The following is a 14,237-nucleotide window of genomic DNA, read 5'->3' on the forward strand; positions in this document are numbered from 1 at the left end:
AGACCGCAGACTCCCGCCCACGACCAGGACGAGCACCCCGGACAACCGTCACGCCAGCCCCTCCGACCAGCATGTTCGAAGATGGCGAAGGCTCATTGAGTGGCGCCGGCGGGTTTGCCGTCTCAGAGCCGACGGAGCATCGTTTCGCACTCCCGGCACCGCCGGTCGTAGAACACGGGCGGGTACCACGGCTCACCGGGCCGGGTGGGGCTGTAGTGGGCGTGCTCCATCGGGGTGGTGTCCTTACCGCACAGCGTCCACGCCTGGGGGTCTTCCGGGGCGTCCGGATCGGCGCCGGCAGCGTGAACCATGAGGACGGCGGGCCCAACTCCCTCCGCCCCAAGATCCCGGTCAGACTCCAGCTCGAAGAGGACAACGATCGTGGCCATGCCCCGACCGTGCGCCACGGTGGCCCCGTTCGCATCCCGGCCGCTGGACGAGCCGACGCTCTTAACCGTCCGAGGACATGCGAGAGGCCCCGGCGGCGCGAGCCATACCGGGGCCGACGGGGAACGGACCTGCCAGGCCACCCCCAAGGCCTCCAGCTGCCCGAGCTGTTCCGGGCTGAGCTTGTCCCGCCGGGCCTTCTGGTTGTTGAGCCAGGACCCGAGGGACACCCCGCCCTCCTTGTGGGTGCGCGGCACCCGGACGTGCCCCTCACGCTCGACGAAGGCCGCGAGCCCCGCCAGGCCCTGGGCGAACCGGTCGGCGCGACACCTTCGGACCCAACCCCACGGAGACCACCTCAATGCTCTCCTCCCCGCCGGGGCCGGTCACCACGATCTCCAGCGGCTCCTTGTGGGACCGGGGCACCTTGGCGTGGCCCTCGCGTTCAACGAAGGCGGCGAGGGCGGCCAGGCCCTGCTGGAAGCGGTCCTCCCTCGACACCTTTGGCTTCGCGTCGGCGGCGGCCTTGGCGGCCACCAGCTCGCGGTCGGCCTCCCGATCGCCGCCAGCAGGTCCCGCTGGTCCGCCTCCAGGCCGGGCCAGCCAGCCTGCTGTGCCGGTCGGCCATCGCTTGATCCGTCCGTCGAGTGGCCGTCACAGAGTCGGCCCCTCGACGGAGGCGATCAGAGAATCGGCTCGCAGCCGATTGCCTTTCCCCCGGCGGCGAGGAACTTCCGTACCAGGTCGTCGTTGTCGGGGAACAGAGCAGGCCCTTCGTAGCCGCCGCTGAGACTGAAGAAGACGTCCTTGCCCTGGCAGGTGACGACGAGTGTCCCGCCAGCGACCCACCGAGCCCGCCCGGGCCCGGCCGGGTCCTTGCCGTCCTTCTGGGTCAGGGCGGTGGTCCGCGGATCGGTTGTGATCGCGAAGACCTTCGTCTGACCGTCGTGCGTCGGGTTCGTGCCGATTGTGCAGGACCAGATAGGGGCGAACCTGGTGGTGACCTGCTGCGACATGTCCAGCTGCGCCTCGGGGTTCTTCGCCGGTGCGAACCCGGGCAGGCCGCAGAGGTTGGCCCAGTCCGGTTGTCTCTCGACCCCCTTCGTCGGCAGGTTCTTCGGTAGCGGCAGCTTTCGGTCGGCGCACGAGCGCGCCGGCAGCCACCACCGGCCGCCCGCCCCGACGTCCAACTCCGGCGCCCACCACGAACCCCCGCCCTCGCCGCGCGCGTGTGTATCGGCGCCGACCACCACCGGCCGCCCACCACGCCGCTGCTCCGCCGCGGCAGGTACGCGGGCATCACCGCGACCAGAGCGATGCCGGTGAAAAGGACCAGACGTATCCCGTCCGCGCCGTCCCACGCCCGGCCGAGCGTCGCCAGCGATGGACGGAAGCCGTTCAGGAGCAGCCAGGCGCCGAGCTGCATCGCTGCCGCCGAAGATCGACGAGGCGAGCTGGGTGATCACTCTCAGCTGGGTGAACGTCCCGCAGCCACGGCTGATCCGGTGGGCTGGCAGGCGTTGTCGACGTAGTGGACCTTCGCAATCACCGCCAGAGCGGTGACGCCGACGAACATCGTGATCGCGGTCAGCCCCGTCACCGCCATCGTGCTGGCCGCATCCTTCGCCTTGGGCTCGCGGAACGCCGACACACCCTTGGAGATCGCCTCCACACCGGTCAGCGTCGTACAGCAGAAGGGTGACCGCTCCGTGGATGCTGTCGAGGTTGGCCACCCTCGGCCTCCTCATCATCGAGTGGCCGGCGCGGAGCCGACCACTCGACGGACGCGATCAGAGGATCGGCTCGCAGCCGATCGCCTTGCCGCCAGCGGTGAGGAACTGCTTCCAGGCCTCGTCGGTGTCGGGGAAAAGCCCCTGGAGGATGTCGGTGTCCATCCGGAAGTAGGTGGGTTTGTCGTGGCAGGTCGCCACGACCTCCTGCTTCGGGATGGGGGAGCCCGCCCAGCGGGACCGGCCGAATGCGGGTGTGGCGTCCTTCTCGGCCAACGGCCCCCGAACCCTGGGCTCGGTCCCGATACTGAAGGACCAGGCGATGGGGTTCTGGCCGGTGGCGATCCGGCACACCCACACCGGGTCGAACGCGGTGGTCACGCTCTCCCGGTAGCCCTTGCTGCCGGCGCTGGCCGCAGTGAACCCGGGCAGGCCACAGACCGAGGCGTTGTTCAGGTCGTGCTCCTGACCGGCCTGTGACAGTTCGTGCGGTGCGGAAAGCGGCGTCTTCCCGCACCCCTTGCCCGCCGCGACGCCGTTCGCCGCCGAAACGGCGAGACGGGCGAGGTTCTCCGCGCCGGGTCCGTCATCGCCGTTTGACTTGACCTCCACTCGAAGGCCGTTGCCGCACTCTCCGGGCAGCAGCGCCCACGCCCAGTCGCTGCGGGCCGCTCCGCTCGCGCCGCCGTTCGCCGAGGCGGCGAACAGCTGGCTGTTCGAATTGGCCGGGTAGGGGGCGAGGTCGTCGGCCTGGAGGACCTGCACGAAGACGGACCGGCTGTTGCCGAAGAATCCGTAGCTCACCTCCGCCGTGCAGAATGCTCCGCCGCTCGGCGACTGCCAGACACCGTTCTTCTTGCTGCTGACCTTGCCCGGCCCGAGCGCGTCGTTCAGTGCGGCCACGCTCACCGCGCCGTCGCACACGGCGTCCGGCCCGAAGGCGTTGCTCAGGTTGTTGGCGAGGAACGCCCCCACCCCGGCCACGACCGCCGTCACCGTCACCGCGCCGACCACCGCCCGCACCCGCAACGGCCAAGTGGTGAACCCGCGCCGGTCGAGGGCGGCATCGACCTCGGAGATCTTGGACTGTCGTTCCGGCATCGGATCATCCCTTCCCGAAGGCGGCGTTGTGGGCCTGGACGATCGATGTGTAGTAGTGAACGTTGGCCGAGTCGGTCAGCTGGCCGAGCAGGATGTCCCGACCTGGCACGCCGAACTGATCGGCCTTCGCCTTGAGCATGACCTGCATCTGCGACTGTCCCGTCGTGTACAGGCTGCTGAGGTCGCCCTGCGCCTTGGTGTCGATCGCCGCGTTGACCTTGTTCGCCCAGTCAGACGTGGCGACGTCGACGTAGCGTTGGGCGATGTCCCCCACCGGCAGCCAGTCCTTGCCCGGAATCATGTTCGCGAGCGTGCCGATGTAGTGGTAGTCCATCTTGGCTTTCCAGTTGACCTTGAACTGCTCATCGGACTTGTGGTCCGTGATCGTGTCCGCCTGAACGGCGTCGAGCGCGCCCAAGGCCTTGCCGGCCTCGTTGACGAATCCCTCGAACTTCGGGTCCGGGCGCCCGTTGACGTCCCTGAACGCCTCGGGGCCGAACTCGGCCATCCGCCGGGCCACCTCCTGTGTCTCGGCCAGGTGGATCAGGGAGTACGCCTCAGGGTCTTCGGCGGTGCCCCGGATCACCCGGAGGAGCTGCTCGCGGGTGGCGTTCAATCCGCCGGGTTCGGAGGGGCCGGGAAGGTCCTTGCTGAGGATGTCATGGGTGTCTGCCACGTAATCGGCGACCATGTCGGCCATCGGACGGCGAAGAGCGACGGCGAGGTTGTTCTGGTCGCCCGCCTTGTCGCCGCCGAGCGTCGAGAGCGCGGTGTCCATGATCCGGTTCATCGTCGCGTCGTGCGGTCGTACAGGCGGCTGCGAGCTGTTGGGATCGCGGCCGGTCGCGCCGGCTTCCAGGACCTGACCGAACATCCCGTGAGAGCTGTTGCGCAGCTCGTCGGGGGACAGCTTGCCCTCCAGGTCCTGGTTGGGCCACGAGCGGTCCTTGAGTAGGTAGGTGAGGTTCTTGTTGCGGCTCGGGTCGAGGAATTCCTCGGCCGCCGCCGGGTCGCTCCTCATCTGCTTCATCAAGGGGCCCAGCGGATCGCCTGCACCGGCCCTGAGGGACCAGTTCGGACCCCACAGGTCCTCGCCCTTGGTCTTGCTGTTCCGCTCGTAGTCGACCAGGTCGTTTCCGGCCTTGAGGAGGAACGACTTGTCGAACTTCCCGCCCGCGCCCATCAGCGAGGTGAGCGCCGGGTAGTTGTCGTTCCAGCCGGCCGCCGAGTCTCCGGGCCGGCGTGCGGCCTTCAGGAGGCCGTCCTCCCAGTCCTTGCCCATGCCGCCGTCGCGGGTGGCCGTGGCGAGGACCGTCGACAGGTTGCCGTAGACGTCCTGGTAGCCCTTGGCGTTGTGATTGCCGTGGGCCAGGTCGCCGTAGACCTTGGAGTACTCCAGCAGCGCGTCCGGGCCAGTCTTGCCGCCGCAGTTGAGGCCGTTGAGGAGGGTGGTGGAGAAGTCCTTGTTCTCCGCGTTGGCGGCCATGAGGGCCCGCAACTGCTTGAGCTGGTCATCGGAGAGGCTGCCGGCCTTGGACATCAGGTCCTTGGCCCGGTTGGCGTCAGCGATCGGGCCAGCGCCGTACGGCTTCGGGTTGAATGAGGTGGTGCTGGTGCCGATGTCGCTCTGGAGGGCGGCGGCGGCCGTCTGATCGGCGGCGGTGGCCCGGTCGACGGCCTTGCCGAGGCGGGTGGAGATCGCGTCGGCCTTGGCCCGCATCTCGGTGTCGTACTTCTTGGCGGCCTCGACCCCGTCGGGGTCGTTCCGCGAGCCGGCCAGCGGGGGCCAGCAGACCTCGCCGTCGGGGGTGACGGTCAGCTCCTCGGTCTTCGCGTCGTAGATCGCGGTGAGGAGGTCGTTGTGGGCCGCGCGGAACTCCTCGGCCGCGGTGGTGATGATCGCGGCGAGGGCGGTCGCGACTGCCGACGCCTGCTGGAAGTCGGTGTCCACCCCCTCCAATGCCGAGTTTGCGTTGGCCGCCGCCACGCCCTTCCAACCGGCCCGCTGCACCGTGCTGGTGAGGTCCTTGCAGACCCGGCCCTCCAAGGTGGTGAGGGTCTTGGCGACGCCGGACCAGGCGTCGGCCGCCTCCGTGACCGCGTCCGGACGGGCTTCGTATAACTGCTTGAAGGACACCATATGCCCGGTTCCCCCTTAGTGAACTGCCGTGCCGAACAGCTGGGCGTTCCTGGCCTCGTTGGCCGTGTACGTCCGCTGAGTGGTGTCGAGGTTGGTGGCGATCCCGTCGATCCGGTCGTGCAGGGCTGTGCACTGCTTCAGCCACCGTTCGGTGCAGCTGGTGAGCGCGCTGCTGAAGGCGAAACCGCGGGTACCCGCCGACGCGGCGCTCACGTGGTCACTGAGGCCCAGCGTGAGGGGCCCGCTGTTGCCGTTGGCTTGGTTGAGGTCGGTGGCGATCTGCCGGGCTATCCCGGCCGAGGCGGCGAGTTCGTGCGGGGTGTCCAATTGGGTGGTCGCCATGCCGGGGGGAGCGGCGTTCCAGGGCGCTGTGTCGCCGCTCTTGGCGGGGTTGGCGTACGGCGAGGTACTGGGCGGCGTGCCGGGTGTCGATGCCGCTGCCGGGGCGACCGGGCCGGTAGTGAAGTCGGGTTTTCCCATGGGTATGTAGCTCTCCCTCCCTCTGTGTGGGGGCAGTTTGCTCTGCGACACGCTGACCGTGTCGTGCCCCACTGTCGGTATACTGACACCCTCCGCAGCGGCGGTTGCACGTAGGGTGGGGAAGACGGGCCGGGACGGGGCGTGGAGGTATCGTTACCGGCGGGTCGCTTCTCTACCATCGCGAGTGTTACAGCTTTACTGTCAAACCCCGAAGAGTTCGCGGCCAGCGCGTGACACGGACAGTCCTGTCGGGCTCGGAAAGTCATCGCCGCAGGTGGCAGCAGTAGAGCGACTTCGGCCCGGAGGCCGCCACCCCACAGAGTGACGGCCTCCAATGCCTTTCGCGGCTCTACCAGGCCACCCCCAGGGCCTCCAACTGCCCGAGCTGCTCCGGGCTGAGCTTGTCCCGCCTTGCCTTCTGGTTGTTCAACCAGCTGCCCAGCGACGTCCCGTCCTCCTGGTGGGACCTCGGAACCCGCGCATGACCCTCCCGTTCGACGAACGCCGCCAGCGCCGCCAGGCCGGCGCCGAACCGGTCCGCCCGCGACACCTTCGGCTTCGCCGCGGCCGCCGCCCGCGCCGCCGCCAGTTCCTGGTCTTCCTCAATGCCGATCGCCGACAGCAGCTCCCGCTGCTCCTGGTCGAGCTCCGCCCAACCGGCCCGCTGCGCCCGCACCCACCGGCCGAGCGCCTCGCCCTCGAACGCCGTCTCCAGCGGCAGGCCGGCCCAGTCGACCCGGCCGTCCGACTCCAGCCACCACTGCCGCGCCACCGCGTACGTGCGCTGCCAGGTGATCGGCCAGCGCGGGCACCACCACGGGTCGATCTCCTCCAGCGCGGCCCGCCGCTGCGGGTCGAGCGCCCCCGGCTCGCCCTCGGGCACCTCAGCGGCTGCCCGCAGCCCCGCCAGCCAGGCCCCGATCGCGTACCCGCCGACAGCCGCCCGCGCCGGCGCCGCCAGCGAACCGCCGTGCTCCTTCGCCCACACCCGCGCCCAGTCCAAGCCGGCCTCGAACCGCGCATCGCTCACGGACCAGATCATGCCGAGCTGCTCCAGCATCTCCACCCGGTGGCGCGCCAATTCACCGTTCGCAAATTCAACTCGCCTCTGCGTGAGCCATTCACCAAGCCGGAAATTCTCCTGCTCACCGACCCGCGCCGAATACGGAACATCGAGCCCTCCGGTCTCCTCGTACCAGCGCCTGCAATGCCCGATCCCCTCACGCCAGAACTGGCTTTCCCCGGTCAGGACACGCGTGGCGATGAACAGCGCCAGAACGTCATCGCCGGGCTTGCTCTGGAACCGGACCGGCAGCGAGAACGTGGGCGTCCCGCCCTCGCTCACACTCGGCGCGACCTCGGCCTCAGCGCTGCGCCCACCCGTGCGCTTGCCGGACTTCTGGGGCAAGGCCAGGGCCTCGATCACCAGGGCGTCGTGGCTGCGGATGGCACTGAGGATCTTGACCAGCGGCCCGTACGAGTCCGACTCCAGAATGTCTCCGGGTTCCTCACCGGGCTTGAGCTTGACTCTGTCGGTGATCTTGGTCGCTGGGGTGTCAGCTGACGGCTCGCCAGGAGCGCAGGCGCGGGATGCTGTGCTGGTCGAGGTGGTCCTGGAAGGCAGTTGGTGGTCGTGGGGGCGTGTTCTCGCCCGGAGGCTGCCGGCTGAGGCGTTCGATGTTGACGGCGATGGCGGTGAGCACGTGCTGCAGGTGGGCCTTGGCCTGCCCGCGGTATCGGCAGCGGCGCATGCCGTGGCCGTGGGCGAACTCGCAGATGGTGCCCTCGATGCCGGACCGCACCGCGTAGCGCTTGTGCCAGGCCGGTTCCTGCTGCTCGGCACGATTGCGTATCTGCAGTTCGTGCAGCTCGCGCGGGGGGAAGCCCACGTTGCGGGCGGCGTCGCGGGAGGTGGTGCACTTGGCCCGGACCGGGCAGGGCTGGCACTGGCTCTTGGTGAAGCGGGCCACGATCAGCGGGGCGGCGGTCGGCGAGGATGTCGGGTAGGGGCCGTGCCAACCCCTGCTGACCTGGCCCTGCGGGCAGGTGACCTCCTGGCGGTCGAAGTCGATGCGGAAGTCGTCGCGGGCGAAGCCCTCGCCCCGGCGGTGCTGGAGGGTGGGGTTGCCCGGCAGGGGTCCGACGACGGTGATCCGGTGCTCACGCTCGGCCTGCTCCAGGTGGACCAGGGAGGTGTAGCCGCCGTCGACCAGGTGCTGGTCGGGCCGTAGTCCCCGGTGTTCCAGGCGGGTGTGGATGCCGGGCAGGACTTCGGTGTCGGCGCTGGTGGCCGGCATGGTGGCCACGTCCGTGATCACATTGACGCCATCGTTGGAGCAGGTCTCGGTCACGTGCGCGAGGAATCCCGTCCAGCGGGTGACCTGCCCCCGGCGAGCGTATCGGGCCGTCGGATCGTAGGGCGAGACGATTCGGTGTGCGGAGGGCGGCAGGCCGCTGTCGTCGTCATCGTCGCGCCAGCGCAAGCGGCCGGCGGTGTCCCAGTAGTAGTTCTGAACGAGGATCTGCCGCAGGGCCCGTGTCTGGGGGCCGTCCAGCAGGTCGGGATGGTTGCGGGCCAGGTGTTCGAGCAGTCGGCGGGCGTCTGCCCCGGTGGTGTTGATCCTGGTCTTGGGCCGGGTGGGGTTCTTGCCCAGGCGCACCGGCCGACCGTAGCGGCGGCCCCAGTCCTCCTCGACCAGGCCGGCCAGCGCATGGCCGGCGGTGCGGGCGAGTTCCTCCAGGGCCGCCCGCATGGCTTCGGTGACCAGCTCCAGGCGGGTCAGGTTGCGCACGGCGGCCAGGACGTGGGTGGAGTCGGTGCGCTGGGTGGTGCGCTCGCGGACCAGTCCGGCGTCTTTCAGACGGGCCAGGGCGAGGTCGAGGAGGCGGTCCGCCCGGCCGTCCTCCAGCAGGCGGTCGCGAAAGTCGGTGAGCACGCTGTGGTGGAAGCCGGGGTCGTCGAGGTTGAGGCCGAGCGCGTATTTGAAGTCGATGCGGCAGCGTACGGCCTCGGCGGCGTCGCGGTCGGAGAGCCCGAGCAGGAACTGCAGCACGCTCACCGTGGCCAGCTGGGCGGGCGAAAGCCCGGGACGCCCGTCACGCGGGTACCAGTCGGCGAAGTCTTCGTCGCTCCACAGACCGTCGAGGTGGTCCCGCACCCACATCGCCGTCGTGCCACCGGGGTTGCTGGCGCGCGCCATGCGCGCGGTCAGCGCCGGTACCTCGGCGCCCGGACGGGGACGCATCGACATCTCTCACTCCTCGCCAGTCTCACGGGCCTCGTACAACCGCAAGACTGACGCACCACCACGATCCCAGGCAGCCGAACACCAAGATCACCGACAGAGTCAAGCTCAGCGGTTGAGCGTCGTCTGGGCGGAGGTTCCGAAGGCACGGGTGGCGGACTCGGTGGCGCGCTGTTCCTGGAGGGCCGTCAGCTTCCGCACGACCAGGACGGCGAGGGTGGCGGCTGCGAGTTCCAGCAGGTCGGAGGCGGTCAGCCATCCGAGCGCTTCCTGGTAGGAGTCCGGGTAGTGGGCCTGGCCGTAGAAGTTGGCTCCCAGTCGGCCGATCACGATGGTGGCCCAGAGGGTGCCCCACCAGAGGTTGAGGAGGTTGGGAGAGATCGGGGGGCGTACTCCGGACTCATCGGGACGGGTGCTGGCCTGCCAGGTGTCGGCGGCGATCTGCCGGGGGAGCCAGAGGGCTGCGACGGGGGTGAACCAGGCGCCGATCGCCCATCCGCGCTTGAGTCTGTGGCCGTGGGGGTTGAATCTCTCGGCGTTCACCCGTACTCGATAGAACCAGAGGATGAAAGCGACGGTCGAGGCCAGTAGGGCCACGAGGTGGAGCTGGCTTGCGTGTCGGTAGAGCGCTTGCGCATCGGTGAACGCGGTGCTGTCGGACAGTCTGAGTGTGACGTCGGCGGGAAGGTCACCGGCTGCCCCGTAGAGGCGTATGCCGGCGATGAGTGAAAACAGCGTGACGGCGCCGGTCACGGAGAGCAGGACAGTGGCGGCGGTGGCGGTCGGTCGTGGTGGGTGGTAGGCGGCGGGCGAAGGCATCGGTGAGGGGCTCCAGGTCCGGATCGGGGTGACGGCGGTGGAGGAGGGGGTTCCCGGGGCGGTCCCCGGGAACCCCCTCCTTCGCGGGTTTGTCAGGTGATGACGGCGTGGTTCAGGGCTTGTGCTTCTCGTAGGTGAGGTTCCACTGCTGATTGGCCTGCGGTGCGGGGCAGTCCCAGATGCCGAGGCGGGTGCCCTGGTCGGTCTGCCATCCGGGCAGTTCGAGGCAGCGACCGCCGGGGTTGTCCGCGGTCACCGTGGCGGGCAGGTAGATGCGTCCGTCTGGTCGGACGGCCCACTTCTGGCCGGTGTTGCCGACACAGCGGGAGAGCATCAGGCCGGTTCCGTTGGCGAGGGCGTTGCCCTTGGTGGAGACGCACCAGCTGCCGGAGCGGATGGTGCCGTCGATGGCGAAGTTGAAGCGCTGGTTGATGGTCTGCCAGCAGGCGTAGACGGCGACGTCGGTGCCTTCGTTGGGGCCTCCGATGGAGTCCATGCACTGCCAGTCGACGAGCTGGGGATGGACGGTGACGCTGGAGTCGGAGTAGCCGGCGAAGGCCGCGGCGTCGAAGGCGTCGACCTTGCCCTTGACGCCGGTGGTGCTCTTGCCGGGGTAGATGGAGATCGAGTTGGTGGTGTCCATGGCCCACAGGTCGGGCGTGCCGTCGTTGTTGAGGTCGCCGGCGCCGATGCGGGGGTAGTCGGCCGCCTTCAGCTGCTGGCCGACGGCGAGCTTGATCCCTTGGTCGGGCTTGGTGAGGGCGGTGTAGTCGACGGTCCCGTCGGCGTTCCAGCCCAGCGGGTAGGCGTAGATGTCGCCGGTGCTGCGGTTGCGTGCCCAGACGGTGGCCTGGAAGGTCGGATCGGTAGTCCCCGGAATCGTCGTCGGGCCGTTGGCCGCACCCGGGTTGATCAGTTCCAGGTCGGCCCAGCTGCCGGAGGCGGCGGGCAGGTACGTGGCGGCGTCGAGGGCTCCGGCGAGGCCGTTGGGCTGGAACAGGTAGAGCTTGTCGTTCTCCATGGACAGGATGGACGTCTGGGTCATGATGACCTTGTGGCTCTCGTTGCCCGGCTCACCGCCCACGGCCTCGCCGTCCGGGGTGCCGATCGCGAGGACCTGCGAGGCACTGCTCCAGTTGCCCTGGTTGTAGCCGGTGCATGCCGCGCCGGTCACATAGGTGGTGCAGGCAGGCCGGTTGAGGGCGACGGGGGTGAGGGTGTCGAAGCGCCCGGTGCCGCTGTTGGGGATCAGGTAGAGGGCCTCGCGCAGCTTGGACGTGGTGTCCTTGCTGTAGTGGGCGAGGACTTCGTCGAATGCCTGGCCGACGTCGAACGTGCCGTGGTGGCTGATCTGGTAGTCGGCCCACGTGGTGCCGTACGTGGTGTTGTTGGGGGCTGCGGCGGCGGGCGCGGCCAGGGAGGTGGTGGGGTCGGTGGTGCCGCCGATGACGCGCAGGTCACCGTTCTTGTCGACGGTGACCATGTCGGGCTTCTGGTCGTTGTCGACGTCGCCGAACAGCGGCTGGGTGTCGGGCCGCCAGGGGACGTAGAAGTTGTAGACGGCCGGCTGGCTGTAGTTGCCGGCATTGTCCATGGCCCACGCGTACAGGGTGTTGGTGCCCCAGTCCCTGGGCTTGTACGTGTACGGCTGGCCCGGGGCCAGGGTGTCCTGGCCGCACTTCCATCCGACGACCGGGGTCGGATCGCTGCTCACGCGGATGCAGGCGACGCCGGAGGCCTGCAGGCCGGTGCCGGGGGCGGGGTCCTCGGCGTTGATGGTGAAGGTGCCCTGGTCGTTGACGTACTTGGCCGGGTTGGGGTTGGGGGTGCCCGACGGCGGGAAATCGGTGGAGCTGATGCTGACGCGGGGGTTGGTCTTGTCGACGCGGAAGTAGCACCAGGCGCTGTTGGGCGAGGTGAGGGTGGTGTCGTCGGCGCGGGCGACCCAGCCGTACTGGTGACCGTCCGACAGCGATCCCACACCCACCATGGGGCCGGGGTCGTTGTAGCTGCCGCCCCAGCCTCCGACTGCCGCCCCGAAGTTGGGGTCGTTGTCGTCCCACATCTGGTATCCGGTGTAGAGGTTCTGGCCGGTGGGGGACCAGCTGTTGGCGGTGAGGTAGATCTCCTGGTTGCTGCCGACCCAGCCGGGGTTGTCCCAGGGGTTGGCGCCTCCGCTGGTGCACTCGGCCGTGCTGTTGGTGCTGGCGAAGCCCGGGGCGGGGGTGGTGCGCGGGTACCAGATGGTGGGCGTGATGTCGTAGGTGGTCGTGATGGAGGGGTTGTTCGCCAGGTAGTGGCGGTAGTTCAGATCCCACTCGGAGGTCTGCGGCGCGATGCCGACGGTCCAGACCTGCCACTTCTCCGCCGCGGCGCGCTTCATGGCGTCGGTCACGTCGATGGCCAGCGGGCCCGTCCCGGTGAGCCGCTGCCCGTTGACCGGCGCGCATCCGTCCATGACGACGTTCCCGTTGTCCCCGCAGGGCTGTGCGTACCAGTTGGTGTCGGTGCCGATGGTCTTGCCCGGCGGACCGGAGTAGATGACGAACGGGGTGTCGGTCGCCATGTTGGAGGCGGCGGTGACCTGGCCGTTGAAGGTCGCGCCGAGGATGGTCGGGGCGGAGGCGGCGCCCGGCGGGATGGTGTAGATGGCGGGGTTGATGCCGAACTGGAAGTACGCGCGCTGACGCCCCTCCTTGACACAGTCAAGGGCGGGGTTGCTGCTGTGGAAACCGCAGTAGCCCGTGGCGACGTTGGACTTCAGGTTGTAGTTCTTGGCGTCCTTGTAGTTCTCCTGGACCTCGACGGAGCCCTGCGTGTAGCTGGTGGCCGCGACGAACGAGGGGTCGAGGAACCACGGCCCGTCACCCGATCCCAGCGCGTCCTGGTCCGGCACCAGCTCGATCGCCGACGGCGTCACCTTGGTCGCGATAGCGGCGATGTTCGCCCCGTCACCGGGCTCTTCGGCGCTCGACGGGATCCCGGCCACTGCGTCCACGGTCGCCGGGGCAGGCGCGGCAGCAGCCAGCGCCGTGCGCTGTTCGGAACGGGAGGCACGGACCGCACTCGTGGCGGTTGCCGGCGCCGCCGGCTGGCTGGAGTCCCACTGCAGAGGCGCCGGAGCCCGGAAGCGCGTGGCGCCCTTGTCGTCCTTGACACTGAGCGCACCGGAGGAATCGGAGGCGACCGACAGGCCCTGCGCGGAGACCGGGAAGGTGAGCGACTTGAGTGCCGCGCTCTCGGCGGCCTCCTTCGTCCGCACGATGATGACGTCGCGCCAGCCGCCCTGGGGAAGCGCGGTCAGCTGCAGATCCACCCCCGGAAGGACATTGGCGTAGGTGGCACTGGCGCCGGCCACGGACGGCTTCGGCAGCGGGAAGGGGGCGTTCACCGCAAGGCTCTTGCCGTCATCGGTGGTCACGGTCGCCATCGGGCCCGCCCCGCCGCCCGAGAACGTCAGCCCGGTCGTGGCCACCGCCGGGCTGAGCGTGCCGTTGCCATTGGCCCGCAGCGTCGGATCGATGTTCGCCCAGCTGCCGCTGCGCTTGGTCCTTACGGCCTGGGCGTTGTCGGTGGTGGTCAGCGTGCCGTTCGGGTTGGCGACCGTCTTGGAGAGCTCGTTGGTCAGCGTCTCGACGGTGACCGGCTTGCCGGTCGACTTGGCCCTGGCGATCGCGTCCAGCATCGCCTGCTGCTCGGGCGTGCGGGCCGGTGCGGGCGAGGTGGGGGCGGGGAACTTCACGCCGCCCGCGGGCCCGTGGACCGGCGGGGTGGGGGCGGTGTCGGCTGCGAGCGCAGCCGGCGCGCTGAGCAGGGCCAGGCCGAGTGCACAGCCTGTGCCGAGCGAGGTCAGCGCGAGCAGGCGCCTGCGTATGGCTGGTGCCGGTGGTGTGTGCGTGATGGTGCGTGGGGTGCTGGACATGGCGAAGTGGTGAGGTCCCTCCCGATTGGCCACTCCTCGAAGGGGAGCGTTTCGGGTGGGAACGATGCGGCCTGACCTGCGGCTTGGTCAACCTGGCCGCCGGATTGGGCCGACATGTCCGGATAAGCGATGGATCATCAGATCAAGACTTTATAAACATCTCATATGCGGCATAGGGCGACCTGGCGATGTGATCGTCGGCTCACATATCGTCACCTCGATCGTGACACAGCCATGCCTATATGACGCTGTGTCGACAATGATGGAGGAGAGACCACGTGGTGGTTTGGCCTGCCCGGAAACGGGCTGGAACACGAATAAGGGCGTCCGCCAGTAGGTCATCGGATGCGGGGGCTTCGAGGCCGGGTATCCCAGCGGTAGAGGGTCCAAGCCCGTCTGATTAGGCAGCGGAC

The 14,237-nt window shown here is 69.1% G+C and carries 11 protein-coding genes and 1 pseudogene; all 12 read right to left on the reverse strand.

Features of this window, described 5'->3' with window-relative positions; translation table 11 throughout:
- Nucleotides 1–122: 122 nt before the first annotated feature.
- A complete protein-coding gene (locus ACZ52J_RS42045) occupies nt 123–389 on the reverse strand; it encodes a hypothetical protein (RefSeq protein ID WP_465626699.1) in 267 nt (88 codons plus the stop codon).
- Between the two features lie 198 nt (nt 390–587).
- Nucleotides 588–689 (reverse strand): annotated as a pseudogene (locus tag ACZ52J_RS42050) (helicase associated domain-containing protein); the annotation flags it as partial.
- Nucleotides 658–924, reverse strand: coding sequence for a helicase associated domain-containing protein (locus ACZ52J_RS42055; protein ID WP_465626700.1), 267 nt, complete (start codon nt 922–924; stop codon nt 658–660). The gene ACZ52J_RS42055 and the pseudogene ACZ52J_RS42050, both read right to left, overlap by 32 nt.
- 146 nt (nt 925–1,070) lie before the next feature.
- The gene (locus ACZ52J_RS42060; protein ID WP_465626691.1) at nt 1,071–1,853 is read right to left on the reverse strand and encodes a hypothetical protein; all 783 of its coding nucleotides are present in this window, start codon (nt 1,851–1,853) and stop codon (nt 1,071–1,073) included.
- Between the two features lie 2 nt (nt 1,854–1,855).
- The gene (locus tag ACZ52J_RS42065) at nt 1,856–2,059 is read right to left on the reverse strand and encodes a hypothetical protein (RefSeq protein ID WP_402954089.1); all 204 of its coding nucleotides are present in this window, start codon (nt 2,057–2,059) and stop codon (nt 1,856–1,858) included.
- A 118-nt stretch (nt 2,060–2,177) separates the two neighbouring features.
- On the reverse strand, nt 2,178–3,218 hold the full coding sequence (locus ACZ52J_RS42070) for a hypothetical protein (RefSeq protein ID WP_465626692.1): 1,041 nt from the start codon (nt 3,216–3,218) through the stop codon (nt 2,178–2,180).
- A gap of 4 nt (nt 3,219–3,222) precedes the next feature.
- A complete protein-coding gene (locus ACZ52J_RS42075) occupies nt 3,223–5,358 on the reverse strand; it encodes a hypothetical protein (RefSeq protein ID WP_465626693.1) in 2,136 nt (711 codons plus the stop codon).
- A gap of 15 nt (nt 5,359–5,373) precedes the next feature.
- Nucleotides 5,374–5,838 carry a hypothetical protein gene (locus ACZ52J_RS42080; protein WP_465626694.1) on the reverse strand — a complete coding sequence of 155 codons (465 nt, stop codon included), beginning with the start codon at nt 5,836–5,838 and terminating at the stop codon, nt 5,374–5,376.
- Nucleotides 5,839–6,187: 349 nt separating this feature from the next.
- Nucleotides 6,188–7,264: a helicase associated domain-containing protein gene (locus ACZ52J_RS42085; protein WP_465626695.1), complete on the reverse strand. Its 1,077-nt coding sequence runs from the start codon at nt 7,262–7,264 to the stop codon at nt 6,188–6,190.
- A gap of 130 nt (nt 7,265–7,394) precedes the next feature.
- The gene (locus tag ACZ52J_RS42090; protein ID WP_465626696.1) at nt 7,395–9,089 is read right to left on the reverse strand and encodes an IS1182 family transposase; all 1,695 of its coding nucleotides are present in this window, start codon (nt 9,087–9,089) and stop codon (nt 7,395–7,397) included.
- A gap of 102 nt (nt 9,090–9,191) precedes the next feature.
- Nucleotides 9,192–9,902 carry a DUF4328 domain-containing protein gene (locus ACZ52J_RS42095; protein WP_465626697.1) on the reverse strand — a complete coding sequence of 237 codons (711 nt, stop codon included), beginning with the start codon at nt 9,900–9,902 and terminating at the stop codon, nt 9,192–9,194.
- 112 nt (nt 9,903–10,014) lie between these two features.
- Complete coding sequence (locus ACZ52J_RS42100; RefSeq protein ID WP_465626698.1) at nt 10,015–13,824, reverse strand: ricin-type beta-trefoil lectin domain protein; 3,810 nt, start codon at nt 13,822–13,824, stop codon at nt 10,015–10,017.
- Nucleotides 13,825–14,237: the final 413 nt, after the last annotated feature.

It is taken from the genome of Kitasatospora sp. NPDC034035, from assembly GCF_055575755.1.

What these genes read in the sequence shown, in the direction of transcription:
- ACZ52J_RS42075 (WP_465626693.1), bottom strand. Translation starts at nt 5,358, where the DNA reads ATGGTGTCCTTCAAGCAGTTATACGAAGCCCGTCCGGACGCGGTCACG.
- ACZ52J_RS42070 (WP_465626692.1), bottom strand. Translation starts at nt 3,218, where the DNA reads ATGCCGGAACGACAGTCCAAGATCTCCGAGGTCGATGCCGCCCTCGAC.
- ACZ52J_RS42100 (WP_465626698.1), bottom strand. Translation starts at nt 13,824, where the DNA reads ATGTCCAGCACCCCACGCACCATCACGCACACACCACCGGCACCAGCC.
- ACZ52J_RS42080 (WP_465626694.1), bottom strand. Translation starts at nt 5,838, where the DNA reads ATGGGAAAACCCGACTTCACTACCGGCCCGGTCGCCCCGGCAGCGGCA.
- ACZ52J_RS42095 (WP_465626697.1), bottom strand. Translation starts at nt 9,902, where the DNA reads ATGCCTTCGCCCGCCGCCTACCACCCACCACGACCGACCGCCACCGCC.
- ACZ52J_RS42090 (WP_465626696.1), bottom strand. Translation starts at nt 9,089, where the DNA reads ATGTCGATGCGTCCCCGTCCGGGCGCCGAGGTACCGGCGCTGACCGCG.
- ACZ52J_RS42045 (WP_465626699.1), bottom strand. Translation starts at nt 389, where the DNA reads ATGGCCACGATCGTTGTCCTCTTCGAGCTGGAGTCTGACCGGGATCTT.